Source organism: Streptococcus sp. 27098_8_113 (genome assembly GCF_041432545.1).
Lineage (GTDB): Bacteria > Bacillota > Bacilli > Lactobacillales > Streptococcaceae > Streptococcus.
The window spans coordinates 40,008-57,479 of sequence record NZ_JAPVZU010000001.1 but is presented as its reverse complement, the minus strand read 5'-3'; the positions used below and the strand labels follow the sequence as shown (position 1 = coordinate 57,479).

20 protein-coding genes and 1 pseudogene are annotated in these 17,472 nt (G+C 39.9%); 1 reads left to right on the top strand and 20 read right to left on the bottom strand.

Translation table 11 applies throughout. The features are described from left to right. Positions 1–24: 24 nt before the first annotated feature. Genes O3644_RS00315 through O3644_RS00300 form a run of 4 tightly spaced genes read right to left on the bottom strand, consistent with a single transcriptional unit; the run spans position 25 to position 1,675 of the window. Positions 25–624: an Asp23/Gls24 family envelope stress response protein gene (locus tag O3644_RS00315; protein ID WP_005591615.1), complete on the bottom strand. Its 600-nt coding sequence runs from the start codon at positions 622–624 to the stop codon at positions 25–27. A 13-nt stretch (positions 625–637) separates the two neighbouring features. Continuing rightward, positions 638–811, bottom strand: a complete 174-nt coding sequence (locus O3644_RS00310) for a DUF2273 domain-containing protein (RefSeq protein WP_005591614.1) — start codon at positions 809–811, stop codon at positions 638–640. A gap of 12 nt (positions 812–823) precedes the next feature. Then, positions 824–1,390 carry an alkaline shock response membrane anchor protein AmaP gene (gene amaP, locus O3644_RS00305; RefSeq protein ID WP_148877841.1) on the bottom strand — a complete coding sequence of 189 codons (567 nt, stop codon included), beginning with the start codon at positions 1,388–1,390 and terminating at the stop codon, positions 824–826. Between the two features lie 45 nt (positions 1,391–1,435). Next, positions 1,436–1,675 carry a GlsB/YeaQ/YmgE family stress response membrane protein gene (locus tag O3644_RS00300; RefSeq protein ID WP_015605856.1) on the bottom strand — a complete coding sequence of 80 codons (240 nt, stop codon included), beginning with the start codon at positions 1,673–1,675 and terminating at the stop codon, positions 1,436–1,438. Positions 1,676–1,945: 270 nt separating this feature from the next. Here O3644_RS00300 and O3644_RS00295 point away from each other — a divergent pair, with 270 nt between their 5' ends. Continuing rightward, positions 1,946–3,427: a M protein trans-acting positive regulator PRD domain-containing protein gene (locus O3644_RS00295; protein ID WP_371594775.1), complete on the top strand. Its 1,482-nt coding sequence runs from the start codon at positions 1,946–1,948 to the stop codon at positions 3,425–3,427. Between the two features lie 163 nt (positions 3,428–3,590). On the opposite strand, the gene O3644_RS00290 is transcribed toward O3644_RS00295, so the two are convergent. From O3644_RS00290 to O3644_RS00215, 16 genes and pseudogenes are all read right to left on the bottom strand, one after another. Next, complete coding sequence (locus O3644_RS00290; protein WP_005591610.1) at positions 3,591–4,349, bottom strand: ABC transporter ATP-binding protein; 759 nt, start codon at positions 4,347–4,349, stop codon at positions 3,591–3,593. Beyond that, positions 4,346–5,212: an ABC transporter permease gene (locus O3644_RS00285; protein WP_048766143.1), complete on the bottom strand. Its 867-nt coding sequence runs from the start codon at positions 5,210–5,212 to the stop codon at positions 4,346–4,348. Before O3644_RS00285 ends, O3644_RS00290 begins: the two co-directional genes overlap by 4 nt. 102 nt (positions 5,213–5,314) lie before the next feature. Beyond that, positions 5,315–5,809 carry a carbonic anhydrase gene (locus tag O3644_RS00280; RefSeq protein WP_048766140.1) on the bottom strand — a complete coding sequence of 165 codons (495 nt, stop codon included), beginning with the start codon at positions 5,807–5,809 and terminating at the stop codon, positions 5,315–5,317. Positions 5,810–5,976: 167 nt separating this feature from the next. Continuing rightward, entirely contained in the window at positions 5,977–6,672 is a 696-nt protein-coding gene (locus tag O3644_RS00275; protein ID WP_048766138.1) for a TIGR00266 family protein, read from the bottom strand. Between the two features lie 73 nt (positions 6,673–6,745). Continuing rightward, complete coding sequence (gene radA, locus O3644_RS00270) at positions 6,746–8,113, bottom strand: DNA repair protein RadA (protein ID WP_371594873.1); 1,368 nt, start codon at positions 8,111–8,113, stop codon at positions 6,746–6,748. A gap of 10 nt (positions 8,114–8,123) precedes the next feature. After that, complete coding sequence (locus O3644_RS00265) at positions 8,124–8,639, bottom strand: histidine phosphatase family protein (protein WP_062123323.1); 516 nt, start codon at positions 8,637–8,639, stop codon at positions 8,124–8,126. Position 8,640: 1 nt separating this feature from the next. Continuing rightward, a complete protein-coding gene (locus O3644_RS00260; RefSeq protein WP_005591604.1) occupies positions 8,641–9,084 on the bottom strand; it encodes a dUTP diphosphatase in 444 nt (147 codons plus the stop codon). Between the two features lie 85 nt (positions 9,085–9,169). After that, positions 9,170–9,619, bottom strand: a complete 450-nt coding sequence (locus tag O3644_RS00255; protein ID WP_371594774.1) for an 8-oxo-dGTP diphosphatase — start codon at positions 9,617–9,619, stop codon at positions 9,170–9,172. A gap of 254 nt (positions 9,620–9,873) precedes the next feature. Continuing rightward, entirely contained in the window at positions 9,874–10,563 is a 690-nt protein-coding gene (locus O3644_RS00250) for a gamma-glutamyl-gamma-aminobutyrate hydrolase family protein (protein WP_371594773.1), read from the bottom strand. 169 nt (positions 10,564–10,732) lie between these two features. Beyond that, on the bottom strand, positions 10,733–11,476 hold the full coding sequence (locus O3644_RS00245) for a 16S rRNA (uracil(1498)-N(3))-methyltransferase (RefSeq protein ID WP_371594772.1): 744 nt from the start codon (positions 11,474–11,476) through the stop codon (positions 10,733–10,735). Further along, positions 11,477–12,430, bottom strand: coding sequence for a 50S ribosomal protein L11 methyltransferase (prmA, locus tag O3644_RS00240; RefSeq protein ID WP_288931356.1), 954 nt, complete (start codon positions 12,428–12,430; stop codon positions 11,477–11,479). A gap of 12 nt (positions 12,431–12,442) precedes the next feature. Next, complete coding sequence (locus O3644_RS00235; protein WP_288931358.1) at positions 12,443–13,459, bottom strand: AbiH family protein; 1,017 nt, start codon at positions 13,457–13,459, stop codon at positions 12,443–12,445. Between the two features lie 50 nt (positions 13,460–13,509). Further along, positions 13,510–15,753 (bottom strand): S8 family peptidase, encoded by a 2,244-nt coding sequence (locus O3644_RS00230; protein WP_288931360.1) that lies wholly within the window; start codon positions 15,751–15,753, stop codon positions 13,510–13,512. Between the two features lies 1 nt (position 15,754). Beyond that, complete coding sequence (locus tag O3644_RS00225; RefSeq protein ID WP_288931362.1) at positions 15,755–16,789, bottom strand: ATP-binding protein; 1,035 nt, start codon at positions 16,787–16,789, stop codon at positions 15,755–15,757. A 119-nt stretch (positions 16,790–16,908) separates the two neighbouring features. Continuing rightward, positions 16,909–17,064 (bottom strand): annotated as a pseudogene (locus tag O3644_RS00220) (DNA mismatch repair protein MutT); the annotation flags it as partial. Positions 17,065–17,108: 44 nt separating this feature from the next. After that, positions 17,109–17,471 (bottom strand): hypothetical protein, encoded by a 363-nt coding sequence (locus tag O3644_RS00215; RefSeq protein WP_288931363.1) that lies wholly within the window; start codon positions 17,469–17,471, stop codon positions 17,109–17,111. Between the last annotated feature and the right edge of the window lies 1 nt (position 17,472).

The following is a 17,472-nucleotide window of genomic DNA, read 5'->3' as shown; positions in this document are numbered from 1 at the left end:
TCCTTTATTTCTTTTTGTTTTTAATTAATGTACGCGAGCTTTTTCACTTGATGAAGCAGCATCTTTAACAGCTTCTACACCTTCACCAACTTTTTCTTGAACGGCTGAAAAACCACCGCTAAGACCAGATTTTGCTTTTTCGAATTGCTCTGAAGCAAATTCTCCTGTTGATTCAGCAACATCTGTCACTCGATCTTGAAGGCTAACTGAGTCAGCTTCATGTTGTTCTTTCGTTTTAATATCAACAACATTGACATTTACTTCAACAACTTCCAAATCAGTCATCTTAGAAACTTCCGCCACAACAACATCTTTAATTTCCTTGTACAAGGCAGGAACATTCTTTTGATATTCCACTACTACGTTCAAATCAACAGCCACTTGTTCTTTCCCAACTTCAACATTAACACCATTCGTTACGTTATCAGTATTAATCAATTTATCTGCTAAATTAGAGAAGAAGCCACCATCAACAGCTAGCAAACCTGAAACTTTCTCTAAAGAGAGACCAATGATTTTTTGAATGACTTTATCTTCGTAAGTCAATTCACCTTTTACTTCATGAGTTGCTTGCGCAACTTCCTTTTTAGCAACATCTTTAAAATCTTTATTTGTATTTGACATAAGAAACTCCTTATTATTTATTTAATATATTTTTTTGTTGTATATAATATCCGATTCCTGCTCCTATGGCAGCGCAAATCAAGACAAATAGTGTCTTAAAGAAGCCAAAGGATAGGATAAAGCAGGCTAGAACACCGCCCGCTAATCCAGATAGGATTAGATATTGATATTTTTTAAACCATTCCATTTTGGTACTTCCTTACTTTACACGACTAGTATTTTTTTTAGCCTGCGATTTTGGTTTGAAATCTGATACAGAGATTTCAAGCTTGACATCATGATTGAGACCGAAGAATTCTGTTAATCCAGTAGCAATTTCTTCTTGAATCAACTGACTTCTTTTGATGATGTTTTCTGACGGAACAATTGCTCCTTTAACAGAAACCATACATTTGTTTTTCCGGCTATTTACGGAAACTGTAGGATCTTTAATAAAATCATGGTCTGTCACCAGACTACGAACAAATCCTTCTATCGCTGAATTTTTCAGTATCAGTTTACCATCCGCATCAGCTAACTGAATTTCCAAACGTCTCTTAGGATAAAAAAGTATCACTAACATCAGCAACAATATTAAGCTTGCTAAAACCAGTGTCCCCCAGAAAACATATCTAGATAGATAGTATCCTACAAACGGAATCTTTTTCCAAGTGAATAACTGGAGGCCTAAACCGCTAACTTTATGAAAATCTAGTAAAACAGGAATCAAAATCGTCAAGATTAAAATACAGAAAATAAGGGAAAGTATTTTTCTTGATTTTGACATATTGAATCCTTTCATCATTAAATTATATTTGTACAAAAAGCAATTCTATGCTTTCTTTCCTACAAAAAACGATACAACTGCAACTACAATAACCGCACCAATGATAGAAGGAATCAAAGCCATGCCAGCCAAACTAGGTCCCCAAGTTCCTAAAAGAGACTGACCAACAGCTGAACCAACTAAACCTGCAACAACGTTGGCGACAATTCCCATAGAACCGCCTTTTTTTGTTATTGATCCAGCAACCAGACCAATAAGCCCACCGATAATAATTGACCACAACATAGTGATTCTCCTTTCTAAATCAAAATTATTTAATATTATTTTTGATTAATATAATTATATAATTTTCCAAATTGGAAACATAATAATTCAGCTTGGTTTTCTTACCGTTTATCTGTACTATAGATACAAAAAGATAAGAATTCCTTGTTCTACAGGCTTTTATAAGCATTTTTAGATATATTTCAGAGTTATTAAACGAGATTAAATGTATAAAAATATGGTATAATTTCCTGATAATAAAAACACTATATAAAGAAAGATATTATTTTAATGCGAGAATTACTGTCTAAAAAGAGTCACAGGCAATTAGAACTATTAGAACTACTATTTAAAAACAAACGCTGGTTTCATATTTCTGAACTGGCTGAACTATTAAATTGTACAGAACGTTCAGTAAAAGATGATTTATCCCATGTTAAGTCCTCTTTTCCCCAATTGATTTTTCACTCGTCCACTAATGGCATACGTATCATTAATACTGATGATAGTGATATTGATATGGTCTATCATCATTTCTTTAAGCATTCAACTCATTTTTCAATTTTAGAATTCATCTTCTTTAACGAAGGATATGAAACTGAGAATATTTGTAAAGAGTTTTATATAAGCTCTTCCTCACTCTATCGTATAATCAGTCATATTAACAAAATCATAAAAAAGCAATATAATTTTAAAATTAGTCTCAATCCTGCTCGAATCATTGGAGATGAGATTGATATCCGTTATTTTTTTGCACAATATTTTTCGGAAAAATATTATTTTCTTGAATGGCCCTTTACAGATTTTTCAGTAGGACCTTTGTGTAAGCTGTTAGCACTGGTATACAAAGAAACTGTATTTCCTGTCAATTTCGCAACTCAACGAATGTTAAAATTGCTCCTCGTTACGAATTTATATCGAATAAAGTTTGGCCATTTCTTGGAAGTTGAGAAAAATTCTTTTAACAATCAATTGTTAGAATCTTTCATGCAGGCAGAAGGAATTGAAGACATTATAGCGAGCTTTGATTCTGAATATCATATCTCTTTGAATAAAGAAGTGATTGGTCAACTATTTGTCTCCTATTTTCAAAAAATGTTTTTCATTGATGAAAATTTATTTATGAGCTGCGCAAAAACAGACAGCTATGTAAAAAATTCGTATCAATTATTAAGTGATTTAATTGTTCAGATAGAAAGCAAATATAATCTTAAAATTGACAATAATGATAATCTTATTTGGCATTTGCATAATACAGCACATCTGCACCGTCAGGAACTATCTACAGAGTTTATCCTATTTGATCAAAAAGGGAATACCATCAAGAACTTTCAAAATATTTTCCCTCAATTTGTTTCAGATATTAAAAAAGGAATTGAACATTATCTAGAGACTCTTGGTATCGATAATAATTCAATGAAAGTCAATCATCTATCTTATACTTTTATCACTCACAGCAAACATTTAGTGCTGAATCTTTTACAAAATCAGCCTAAATTAAAGGTTTTAGTCATGAGTAATTTTGATCAGTATCATGCAAGATCAGTAGCAGAGACACTTTCTTATTATTGCAGTAATAATTTTGAACTTGAAGTTTGGAATAAATTAGAATTATCAATCGATTCTTTAAAAGAATCACCCTATGACATCATCATTTCTAATTTTATTATCCCACCGATTGAAAACAAGAGGCTGATTTATTCCAACAACGTTAATACGGTTGAGTTAATATCCTTACTTAACGCCATGATGTTTATTGGAATAGATGAGTGAGCAAGATTTTCATAAGATAAAAAACCGCAATCTAGCGGTTTTTATTGATTTATTTGAGAAAATGTTAAAAAAAGATACAGTCCTGTGGAAAACAGAACTATATCCGTTTAATAACTATTCACTGCTTATTCCCTTTGTCAGCCTTACAAAAAACTGGTCAACTTTACTCAAACAAACCATAATAATCCGCTATGGTCATCTTGGCTTTTTCTTCTTGCTTAAGGTCCTGGATGATCTGACCCTCCTTCATGACAATCAGCCGGTTGCCGTATTTGAGAGCATCCTCCATGTGATGGGTAATCATGAGGGCTGTCAGCTGGTCTCTGCGGACAAAGTCGTCAGTTAACTCCATAAGAGCCACACTGGTCTTGGGATCCAGCGCTGCTGTATGCTCGTCCAAGAGAAGCAGTTCCGGACGCTTGAGAGTCGCCATGAGCAGACTCAGAGCCTGTCTCTGACCACCAGAGAGAAACTCAATCGGCGTATCCAAGTGTTTCTCCAAACCATTGCCAATCTTATCAATAGTCTCCTGAAACTCCTGCCGATAGCTATTCAGCCGACGAGGGACTAGGCCGCGCGATTCGCCACGAAACTTGGCAATCAGCAGGTTTTCCGCCACTGTCATCCGAGGAGCCGTTCCCATCTTGGGATCTTGGAAGACGCGCGATAGATATTTGGCTCTCTTTTCAGGTGAAAAGTTGGTCACATTTTCGCCCAAGATGTAAATGCTACCGCTGCTCAGAGAGAGCGTGCCGGCAATCACATTAAAAAGAGTTGACTTCCCTGCTCCATTGCCGCCCAAAATCGTGATAAAATCGTGCTCATGAATCTCCAGCGACACATCGTTTAGGATGACCTTTTCTTCATCAAAGCCGTTATTGACCCGCTTGCTGGCATTTTTTAATTCTACAATCGCTGTCATTTGCTTAACTTAGCTCCTTTAAAGAATTTATTTTTCAAGGTCGGAATCATGAGGCAGACCGCCAAGATAACCGCACTATAAAGACGGAGATAGCTCGTGTTAAAGCCAAGAGCGATGACGCCCCAAATCAGAAACTGGTAGGCAATGGCACCAACTACAATGGTAATCAGACGTTCAGCCAAGGTCAGGCTCCTAAAAAGGACTTCCCCGATAATCAGACTGGCCAAGCCGACGACGATAACCCCAATCCCGCGGGAAACATCAGCATAGCCTTCCTGCTGGGCAATCAGAGCACCAGACAAGGCAATGACGCCATTAGACAAGATCATGCCCATCAATTCCATGCGGCCAGTATTGATACCGAAACTACGCGCCATATCAGGATTGTCCCCAGTTGCGATGTAGGCCTGCCCCAGCTTGGTATCTAGGAAAAAGAGCAGAGCGACAATAACCAGACTGACAAAAATCAAGCCTGTCAGGAGATTATTGATTTCCCCAGAGAAGGGTAAAAAGTCCTGAATCTGTCGAGTTCCCAGCAAACCTAGGTTAGCCCGTCCCATGATCATGAGCATGATGGAATGACAAGAGGTCATGACCAAAATTCCTGACAGCAGGGTCGGAATCTTGCCCTTGGTATAGAGAAGGCCTGTCGCCAAACCTGCCAGACAGCCCGCCAATACTGCAGCTACCGTTGCCAAGAAAGGGTTCACCCCTTTGGTAATCAAGGTGACGGCTACCGCCCCACCCAGAGGAAAGGAACCTTCAGTCGTCATATCTGGAAAATTCAAAATCCGAAAAGTCATGAAAATCCCCAGACCTAAAATGGCCCAGACCAGACCTTGTGAAATAATGGAAAGAATCATCTTATTGTCCTAACTAAATTAAAATCGTATTCTATTTTAACACAAAAAAGCAGCCAATTTCAATGCCGAAATACCGACAGATAAATTGGCTTTCCTAGGTAATTACTGAACGACGGTCATTCGCCCTGTAGCAACGTCATACACTGCTCCTGAGATCTCTACATCATCTGGGATTAGGGGGGATTGGCGGAGAAGCTCCACGTCTTCCCGCACACTTTCCTCCACATCTGTAAAAGGAAGGAAATCCTGACCGCTAACATTAACGCCCAGCTCTTGATTGAGAAAAGCAGTAAATTCTTCATTTTTGAAAGTCTGTGCGCCACAATCCGTATGGTGCAAGACTACAATTTCCCGCGTTCCCATCTGCTGCTGTGAAATAACCAGCGAGCGAATCATGTCATCTGTCACCCGACCGCCAGCGTTGCGCAAGATATGAGCATCTCCCAGCGCCAGCCCCAGAGCCTGAGCCACGTGTAGCCTAGAGTCCATGCAAGTCACAATCGCTACCTTGGTCTTGGGCTTAATCGGCAGGTGGGAGGTTCCATGCAGGTCCACATAGGCTTGGTTGGCCTTCATAAAATTTTCAAAATAGGACATTCTTTCCCCTTACTAGAATTTATTTGATAGTCAAACCATTTCCTACCATCTTATCATCTTTTGGGCGTTTTGTCAGTTTTCAGATCTATATAAAACAAAAATGTCCGTTTTTTATAGAAAAATGAAAGAAAAATGCAAAAAAAGTGCGGAAATTCATCCACACCTTTCTATGAACCTTTTGCGATATAGCGACTGAGTGAGCCTGCAAAGCTTTGAAGATTGAGACTTTGAACATAGATTTCCCCGGTACCTCGGAAGGTGTTGACAACTCCTTCTCCTGTTCCGATCGACTGCCAGAAACCATTTTCTAGATGGATATTATAATCCAAGGACTGACTCCAAGCTACGACATGAGCATTGTCAATGGTTACTTCTTGGTTATTTAGTTCAATTTTCCTAATCGATCCGTAAGCATTGGCCAAGAGAGTGCCCTGACCTTGAGTCGTCATGACGAAGAGGCCACCTTGACCGCCAAATATCGCCTTGCCAACAGATTGGCGCTCCATGGTATAGTAAGCTGTACCGTCCAGAGCCAGAAAGGCACCGTCATTGAGCCGGTACTGCTTTTCTCCCAGATAAAGTGGAACAACTTGGCCGGGAACTTCTGGTGCTAAAGCTAGGAAACCGTTATCGGACTGGGCGACAGCTTGGGTGATGAAGGTACTTTCACCAGACACCATGGAACGGCCGACTGCCTTAACAAAGCGTCCCAAACCTGAACCATTAGCATTGAGCTGAGTGTTCAAGGTTACATTAGGCGTGTGATAGACCATACTGCCACGCTGGATAAAGACTGTCTCTCCTTGATTGAGGTAGAGGTCAACGAGTGGAAATTGCATGTTGCTATCCATGGAAAATTGCATAAGAGTTCCCTCCTTGTTTTTTAAGAAAATTATAGCAATAATAAAATATTTTTGCAATCTAAAACAAAGAAAATCATCCAGCAAAGACTTTTTTCAAGACTTCTCCAATTGTTGTCACACCGATGACTTGGATATTGTCTGGAACTTTGAGCCCGTTCAGAGAGTTTTTGGGAGCATAAATCTTGGTAAAGCCCAGTTTCGCTGCTTCGTTGATGCGCTGCTCGATGCGGTTGACCCGACGGATTTCACCAGTCAGGCCGATTTCACCGATAAAGCACTCTTGAGGATTGGTCGGCAGATCCTTGTAGCTGGAAGCAATGGCTACTGCTACCGCCAAGTCAATCGCTGGCTCATCTAGCTTGACGCCACCAGCTGACTTGAGGTAGGCATCCTGATTTTGTAGGAGGAGCCCTGCCCGTTTTTCTAGAACCGCTATAATGAGGCTGGCTCGGTTAAAGTCCAGTCCAGTCGTAGTTCGCTTGGCATTGCCAAACATGGTTGGTGTCACCAAAGCCTGCACCTCAGCTAAAATCGGCCGCGTTCCTTCCATGGTCACGACGATGGAAGAGCCTGTCGCACCATCCAGCCGTTCTTCCAGAAAGACTTGACTTGGATTGACAACCTCGACTAGCCCGCCAGATTGCATCTCAAAAATACCAATCTCATTGGTAGAGCCAAAGCGGTTCTTGACTGCTCTCAAGATACGGAACGTGTGCTGACGTTCACCCTCAAAATAAAGCACGGTGTCCACCATGTGCTCCAAAGTTCGGGGGCCAGCTAAGGTTCCTTCCTTGGTCATGTGGCCAACGATAAAGGTCGCAATATTATTGGTCTTGGCCAGCTGCATGAGCTCAGCTGTCACCTCGCGAACCTGAGAAACAGAGCCTTGAACACTAGAAATTTCCGGCGACATCACCGTCTGTATAGAGTCGATAATCAGAAAATCTGGCTTGATTTTCTCAATCTCCGTGCGGATATTTTGCATATTGGTCTCGGCGTAGAGATAAAATTCACTGTCAATATCACCGAGGCGTTCCGCCCGCAACTTAATCTGCTCAGCTGATTCCTCCCCGCTGACATAGAGAACCGTACCCACTTGAGACAATTGGGTTGAAACTTGTAGGAGAAGAGTTGATTTCCCGATTCCTGGATCCCCGCCAATCAGGACCAAACTGCCAGGCACGACTCCTCCACCCAACACACGATTGAACTCGTCCATGTCCGTCTTAGTCCGATTGACATCAATCGAAGTGACCTCAGCCAGCTTCATGGGCCGGGTCTTTTCGCCTGTCAAGGAAACACGGGCATGCTTGACTTCTGCGGCCTCTACCTCCTCAACAAAAGAAGACCAAGAGCCGCAGTTGGGACAGCGGCCTAGGTATTTGGGCGAATGATATTCACAATTTTGACAGACAAAGGTCGTTTTTTTCTTAGCGATGATAAACCTCTTTCTATATCTCTATCTCACATTCAATCACTTGGCAAAAATCAATTTGCTCATTTGGCACAAACTGACGGATCAGCATGCGATGAGCTACAAGGACTACTGTCTGGTAATCTCGATACTTTGCCATACAGTCTACAAAACGAGCCTTCATCTCCTCAGCCGTCTCATACTGAATAGGACTACTGGGGAGCAAGGCACCATTATTTTCTAAAAACAGGCTTCGAGCTTTTTCAAAGTTCCCTCTTCCCGTTTGATAAACCTGCCATTCGTGTAGCAAAGGCTCCACTCTCAAAGGCAGGCCAGTGGCACAAGCCACATAAGATGCCGTTTCTAAAGCTCGCGTCATTGCAGAAGACACCAGCAAATCAGCTGAACGCAGTAAAGGATGCTGGCAAAGTTCCTGAGCCTGCCGTCTTCCCTGCTCAGATAAAGGCGCCAAATCCAGACCAAAGCCAGTATAAGAACGCTCCTCTAACTCATGGTAATCAGGCTCACCATGGCGCACAAAAATAACTTTCATCTCAATGCCCAGTAGAGCCAAATCCGCCTGTCCGCACACCGTCGGCTACATCCCCATCCGCAATTAAAAATGGTGCAAAGACAGCCTGCACAATGCGGTCACCCACTTCCAGTACAACCTCTTGGTCTGTGATGTTCTGCATCTGAGCAAAGATATGCCCTTCATTTCCAGGATTGCCGTAGTAGTCGCCGTCAATAACCCCAACGGAGTTAATCAAAACCAGACCTTTTTTACGAGGATTGGACGAGCGGTCATAGAGGTAAAGCACCTCACCGGGCTGCATATAGGCCTTGACACCAGTCGGAACTAGCTTAATCTCCCCTGGCGCAATGATGGTGCGCTCTGCCACTTTCAAGTCATAGCCCGCTGCGTGAGCCGTCTCTCTCTTGGGCAACAAATCTTCATTTGGAAAGCTGGAAACCAGCTCGAATCCACGAATTTTCATACAGTTCTCTTTTCTATTTTTGCTGTCCCTATTATACTAAATTCGCAAAAAACAAGCAAAAGAACCGCCGTTTGGGCGGTTCTCCTTAGTATAAATCTTTGATGACCTCTCCATCCTCTAAATAGGTAAACTGCTCCGTCAAATCTGACGTGAAAACCTGATACATTTCCTTAAAGCTCACGGCCAGCGAATAGCGGTCAAGGTCTTTGCGATCAATCCAGAATACCTCTCCTTCTTCGGATGAGACCAGTTCTCCCTCAAAACGATTGGTCTTGTAAAGAAAAACGATATAGCGCTCATCTTTTTCAGTGTAAAACTGCTTGACACCACACAAGCGAGGCTCATAGATGGTCAGGCCCGTTTCTTCCTTGATTTCCCGTATCACCGATTTGACAAAGGACTCACGATGTTCAACATGGCCGCCTGGAAAGCATAGTCCCGTCCAATCATCATTTACTTTATTTTGCACTAAAATGCGGTCCCCATCGTAAACCATACACATATTTGTTAAAATAACTCGCTCCGCTCGTGACATCTCTGCTCCTCCATCTACCGACCGATTCGCTCGGCCTGCTGTGACTCATTATAACATAAAAATGATCAAATTGATGAAAATCCAGATTTCTCAGCCCTTCCAACAAAAAAACCGCCGATTGGGCGGTTCTTATAGGGAGATTATTATGAAAAAGAAAAGTTTTAGGATTTCATCAAATAAAGTTAGGAGGTCTTCATTTGATGGTTATATTATATAAAGCTTATCTTAAAATTAGCTAAAAATAATTTTAGATTTTATAATTCTTGCAAAAGATATTGAAATAGCTCTAAATTGCCCTTTTCTTCGTTGATCAAAAACTCTGGATGCCACTGAAGGCCGATGATACGGCTGCCGTCCACAGCCTCAATTGCTTCGACGGTATTGTCCCTTGGGTCAAAGGCAGTTGCTCGGAAATTAGGCGCTAAGTCCTTGATGCTTTGGCGATGGACAGAATTGATCTGGCTGGCTTGACCAAATAACCGCTCCACAACACTGCCTTTCTCTGTACGAATGGAGTGCGAAGTCCCAAACGGTTGCCCCTGCCAATGATTGTCAATTTGCTGATTAAGCGTGCCACCAAAAGCAACATTGACCAACTGCAGACCGCGGCAGATAGCCAAGACTGGCTTACCCTGACGAATAGCCTCCTTTAAGAGTGCTAGCTCAAACTCATCGCGAGCCAGATTGTAATCATCGCTATCGATGGCCTTTTCCTCCCCATAAAACTGCGGATGAACATTTTGACCGCCTGATAGGATCAGCTTATCAATGGTTTCTATATAGTCCTTGACCAGACTTTTATCCCCAACAGGAATCACCATGGGCAGACCGCCGACTAGCTTGATGCTTTCGGCAAATTTGCAAGATACAGATGAATGAATGTTTTTGCCCGCCTGATCCACTGGACAAAGATTAGCCGACACTCCAACAATTGTTCTGCACATAGATGATCCCTCCTTAACTTGATATAGAATATCTTACCATTCCACCTCTCAGTCGTCCAATAGTATTTTTTAAAGCTGGCCATAAAAATTTTTTATGTCAAGAACAGTTTTCCACAAAAAGGAATCTAGTAGCGACAGACAAGAAAAAATCAGCAGAAGTCCGCTGATTTCATTTTTCTAATTCAAGCATGACACTGACTGCGGTCAAGGCATAAAGCGGAGCGGTTTCAGCCCGCAGGATACGTGGACCTAGACCTGCTGACACAGCGCCTGCTTGGCCAAAGGCTGCTATTTCCTCTGGCGATAGACCGCCCTCTGGTCCAAAGATAAAGAGCAGTTTGTCTCCCTTGACCAAACCTTTCACAGCCTGCACTAAAGCAGCAGCTTCGCCCTCCTTGGCTGCTTCTTCATAGGCCACGATGATGCGGTCAAAATCTGCTAAGGTCGCTAGAAAGTCTGTCTTTTTATCAAAGAGCCGAAGCTCTGGTATCAGATTGCGCTTGCTCTGCTCTGCTGCTCCCTGAGCAATTTTCTCCAGCTTTTCACTCTTTTTAGCTAGTTTTTTGCCATCCCACTTGGCCACCGACCAGTCAGCTGGAAAGGCCCAGATAGCATTCGCCCCCAACTCTGTTGCCTTCTGGGTGATAAATTCTAACTTATCACCCTTGGGAAAACCAGAAGCAATAGTCACTTGAACAGGCAGCTCAGTATTGTCCGCCAGCTCCTCCAAAATTTCCAAGCTCTGCTGGCTAGGATCCAATACCCGAGCCAGTCGCTTCATGCCATCATCAAAGACCAGTGTGACTTGGTCGCCCTCTTTGAGTCGCATGACTGAAAACATATGTTTGGCCGTGTCCTTATCCGTGACCACCAGAGGGGACTGAGGACTTCCTTTTATAAAATACTGCTGCATCTAACCACCTATCACGCCTGAAATATCCTGCGTTTTCTTAAAGACACAGGCATTCCATTCGCCCTGAATCATATGTGTTTCTAGGAAAAATCCTGCCGCTTCTGCTGACTCGCGCACCATTTCCCACTTCTCAGAAATAATCCCACTCATAATCAGATAGCCCTCATCCTTGGCCAGACGGTAGGCATCCTCTGTCAGATGGATGAGAATATCGGCCAAAATATTGGCAACAATGACATCCGCCTCAATTTCTACACCTCGGAGAAGATCACCTGGCGCTACATGAATGTTCTCCATACCAGGGTTGAGCTCAATATTTTCCTGAGCCACGCGCACTGCCACCTCGTCTAAATCATAGGCGTAGATGTCCTTGGCGCCCAAGAGAGAGCTGGCAATGGAGAGAACGCCGCTGCCCGTGCCTACATCCAACACCGTTTCTCCGCCCCGTAAGACCTGCTCCAAAGCAAAGAGGCTCATCTTGGTCGTCGGGTGAGTGCCCGTACCGAAGGCCATACCAGGATCCAGCTTGATGATCTTTTCACCAGCTGTCGCCTCGTACTCCGTCCATGATGGCACAATGGTCAAATCATGAGTAATACGAGCTGGCTCAAAGTATTTCTTCCAATTGTCAGCCCAGTCTTCCTCAGCCAGTTCCTGCCGAGTCAGCTGAATATTGCCCGTCTCCAAGCCGAAGCCATCCAGCTCAGCCAGTCGCTCATTGGCCTTGGCTGCAATAGCCTCTATATCCACCGAATCCGGGTAGTAGCCGGTAATCCGAACCCGCTCGCTCTGCTCAACTTCTGGAAAAAGCTCACCATACTGGTCGACCTGCCCCAGATAATCTGCGCTGTCATCGATAGCCACCCCCTGACTGCCCAGCTCAATCAGAATATTCGAGGCCGCTTCCTCCGCCTCACGCTTCACTTCAATCGTTAATTCCTGCCAAGTGTCCATGTTATTTATCTCTCATCTTTCTATCAGTTCAAAAATACTTTTCCCAATAACAGGAATAAGATTTCCTCGTAACTTCTTTTCAAATTCTGAATCAATTCCACTAATTTTTATAAACTTCTCTTCCACTTTTTCATATAGATGCCTCATTCTAATCGGATTTCCACGATTAAATTTAGGAACATAATGATAAACAATTACTGGAACCTCATCATCAATTGAGCGTTTAGCAATCTGATTCCACAGATATTTATCAGTAAAGCCTATAGACACTCCATAAAGAATAATTATGTCTGAGTTTTTAATTATTTCGCTATTCCTAACGTCCATATTTTCTCTATATTCTTTCAACATAGACTCTTTTACAAGAAATCCCTTTTGCTCATCACTAAAGGCATCTGAAATTTGTGACTCGTCACTTACACCTAAAATTGTACAAGCATCTAAAATACCATGCACATGGATTGGTTCTGATATATGAAAACTATAGGCATTATTCCGCTGACTATTGTTAAATGATACTGTTGATGATTCATATAACTTATCAAGTATACCAGTATAGTTTAAACTAAGAATTTTCACATAATCACTTTCACCTGGTTTGTCACTGTACTTTTTGCTAATAATTTCTTGATTTGATAGAGGTAAATCAGCTCTAATTCGATTTAGTGTCCCTTCAAAATCAATTTTATAATTTTCAATATTAAAGTTTTTCTCTACCATTTTTAAATAAGCAATTAGGTCATCAATTACGTCAGTAAAATCATCAATAAATTTATTCTTTGTTTCTTCACTTACAATAATTTCTGAATTCTCTTTTGTTAAATTCCCAATAGATAACTCAAAATCTGACCAATTTTTATATTCATTGACTTCGTCAGCAAAAAGTGATTCATATATAAAGTTTAAATATCCTTCTTTTGCTTTTCTATCTGAATAAAGTTTATTCTGATAATCATAAAAATCTCTATATCTCGTTTTTAGTCCATATTGTAAATCTAATCCATTGCCAACAATATATGTAATATTCATATCTAAGTTCCCTTGTAATCCTGATATATAGGATAAGGATAAAATACCCACTATTCAAATTCAATTTCTTCATTTAAGCTATTATACAGCTCAACTTGTGCTTCAACTTGTAACCTATTAACAAGCCAACCTCGTAATTCGGCTTGTTGAATAAAATCTTCGATTCTATTGACACCATTCAACTCCTTTAGAGTAACAACTACTCCAAAACGAATACCATAACCATCACCAATTTTTAACCGTTCAATTGTTTTTACACTCATTCCCCATTGAGGATTAGAAGGATTCAGAATCGGCTTAGCTTTTTTACGAGAAGAAAATTTTTCTCCTAAATGTTTGACATTATCCCATTTCCTAAAAATATTTCGTGCCGACCTTTCTCTCACATATCCTGGTGCATTTTCAGAATATTGATTGTCGTTATTAATTGTTTTGATGCCTTTCTTATCTAAAACTCCCAAACTAAGTTGCATTTCCGTATTAGTATAGTCAACTCCTTGATTTCTAGAACACTTTGGGAAATAGCACATAGTTGCCTTTGCTACATATGGATAGTGTTCTTTAGAAATTGGAACTGGGAAATCATAATTATAAGTTTCATATGCTCTAGAAACATCTGAGACTATAAATTTAATTTCATCATCAGGTGTAGACAAAATATCTTCTATTTTGATTGGCACAATCCCATATCCAAGTAAAGAAATATCTGCGAATGTTTTTTTATCATTCCATGGTATCGCTGAATCAATTAATAAAGCCTTTGCTTCTTCACGACTTAATCCCATAATATGAATGAGGTAAGCCATTTTTCTAGCAATAAATGGAGCCGCAAAACTGGTCCCAGCTACTCGAGCCAGCCCTAGTGGTTCACAAACATTTATGAAGTCTCCGTTTCCCCCGCCATAGTATGAAACATCAGGTTTGATAAAGAAAGACAGGACAACTCCTTCGCGTGAATAAGAAACGACTTGATTGCTAAAATCAACAGAATTTACAATAATTGAATTGAGTGAATCTGCTGGTGCTCCAATCTTTTTTCGTTGTCCATCAGGGGCTATTCCATTAGTGCCTGCAATAATAAAAATTACATCGTTATCAAATTGAATCTCATCTAACAACGAACCCTCTACAGAAATAAAGTTTTCCCTAATTTCATCATTTGATCCAAGCGAAAGGTTCCAAACCTTAATATCAGTATTTTGAGACACAATCTCTCTAATCTGTTTGATAATTGTGAAGGAGTTGAAACCACTCTGTAAAGATATCCCAAAATGTCTGACTCTAAATCTTCCACATCCGTCATCTAGTTTTGGATTCAAACTAGCTCCATCTACTATTAACGAGGAGACTGCTGTACCATGCTTATAGTCTTGACTTCCTTTGCTAATATCTGGTGAAATCAAATCATGATACTCTACCCACTCATTGAAATAAACTCTATCATCAAACAACGTATCGATGACACCAATAATAGGTTCATTAGTTGGAAAAGGGAGATTATTATAAAAAGTGTTCTCATCATTATAAAAATTCTCTGGTGACAGGGTAGAAAAATCTTCTACTATCATTGATACTAAATAAGGTGCTTTTAGCAGTAGTAACTCAATATTTTTTTCGTCAAGTAAAACAGTGGTCTGGTCCATGATGTTAGCTTCTGAAACATCAATATCAAGTTGTTTAAGTAATGTTAAGAGATTAGTTTTTACATCGTAGATTGTTACAATAGAATTACGTACAGTAGACATATCTGCTTGTTCAACACCAAATCCTTTGACAAAACAAGCGTCTCTTAAGTATTGTTTGAATTTTGATTTCGACAGACCATACTTAGAATAATCAATTTGATTAAATTTTGAAGAGTCGGAGAACACCATACTCGTCATGGGAGCACTAGCAAAATAATCTTTGAATATTGTTATAACTTTTTTAGTATGCTCAATTGTCTTATCTAACACTTCCTTTGAAATGTAGTGTGTAATAATATGCCTACTCTTATCATTACTAAATTTTGCACCCACAATCGTTTCATTTGGAATTGCATTTCCGCCACCCACATTAAAAAAACCATCGATACGATTGCTCTTAGCTAGGACACGATTATAATACACACTAACAAGTACTCCATCAATGATTGTGTTATTAGACCAATATTCTTTTACTCGTTCAAGAGATGTATAAAGTTCATTTAAATGGTTTAGCGTAACAATAGAATCTGCGGGAATCGTTATCGGTCCTCTCCCCTTTGCTGACTTTGGTGTAAAACTTTTACCTCGTAATGTCAATAATGTATTCATTTTAATCCTCGCTTAACTCTCGTGATACACTACTCTTAGAAACACCTGTCAAAATCTCAATTTCTCTAACAGTAAAACCTAGCTTCGATAATTTAGAAATAGATAAATTTCTACCATTATGCAAACTTCTTAGCAGGCGTTTTTGATAATCATGCGGATCTGATGGATCACTAAATGCCAATGACGTTCTTATTGAGTTTCTCAAATCACCAGGATTCGGTATTACATTGGCACTATTGATAATTTTTTTAAATAATTTTAAATCTCTAGCTACATTCTTAAATTGCTTTAATAACTCATTTAAAATAATAGTAGCTACTTCTACTTTATCTTCATCAGTATAACGGTCAAAGTCAATTATGGCATCGAATCTTCTCGTTACTGCTTTATCAAGATTTTCAAAAAGATTTGTTGTTGCAATTAATACAATTTCTGGTGACAGCCTATCCAACTCCTTTAAAAAGGCAGAAGTCACTCGTCCCATTTCTCTTAAATCATTCTGATTAACCCTATCCAACACTATGGAATCAATTTCATCAAATAGGATGATATAATTTTGCTTGAAAGGAAGATTATTGATTTCATTAAAAAGAGTTGCTAAGTTTTTGACTGTTTGCCCTAGCTTACTATCTACTAAGTGACTGAAATCTACTACAAGTAATTCCTTGCCAATAAGTCTAGCCACCTGCTTTACACTTTCAGTTTTTCCAGTACCTGGAGATCCCACAAATAAAAATTTATTTATTCCAATATGATGATTGACAGCGTTTATTATTCCTTTTAAATCATTCATAATTGAAAGAGGTAATGGGAGAGGACCAATATCTAGTTTAGCAGGAGTCAAATACTCACTAGGATTTTCTATTTGTGGCATGAATCTATCACTTTGAGACATTAACCCCATAATATATTGTGCTAATTGAGTATCACCATGTTTATTGAAGTTCCGAGCAATTGCTATAGATTGATTTCTAAATTCTGTCTCTCTGCCCTCATAATGATACTTTATTAAATCAAGAACATCTGATTTTTTCATGATTCATTCCTCCTTACACAAATAATACTATATTTTTGGGACAAAATCAATTATTTTGGGACAAAATAAAAAGAATACCCTTGAAAGGATATTCTTGTAAAGCAAAACTATATCAGATTTTCCCTGACACTCTTTCCACCACCTGGCAGTTCCCACATATTGGGCCACGGGATATTTTCCTTGTCATCACGTCAGATGGTGAGCAACGTATCATCACAGAGCAAAGCAATCTTGCAGCCAGAAAACTCGAAACTTCGACTCAATAGATTCTTCATTTCTTCTCCTTTTGTACATTTGGATTAGTTATTTAGGTTATGAATCAGCCTGCTAACATCCATTTGTATCCATCAGGATCATAAGCCACAAGACAACCATCCCAGATAAAAGGATAACCATGCTTTTCAAATGGACCAGGAGCATACTGGTAACCCCTACCAACATTTAAAATAAATTCTACCCCTGTTCCTAAAGGTTTCGGTAAGGATGCTAGTTCTTCGTCCTCTACTTGACTAATTCTTAGAATAACCTCATCAGAATTCCCCCAGCTATAACATATGAATCTACCATCATGAAATTCATGTTGAACTTTTAAGTTTAATAAGCTCTCATAAAAAAAACGTGATTTCTCTATATCTATCACAAGCAATGTCGCATTAATACTTCCTAATCTACAATCCGTCATT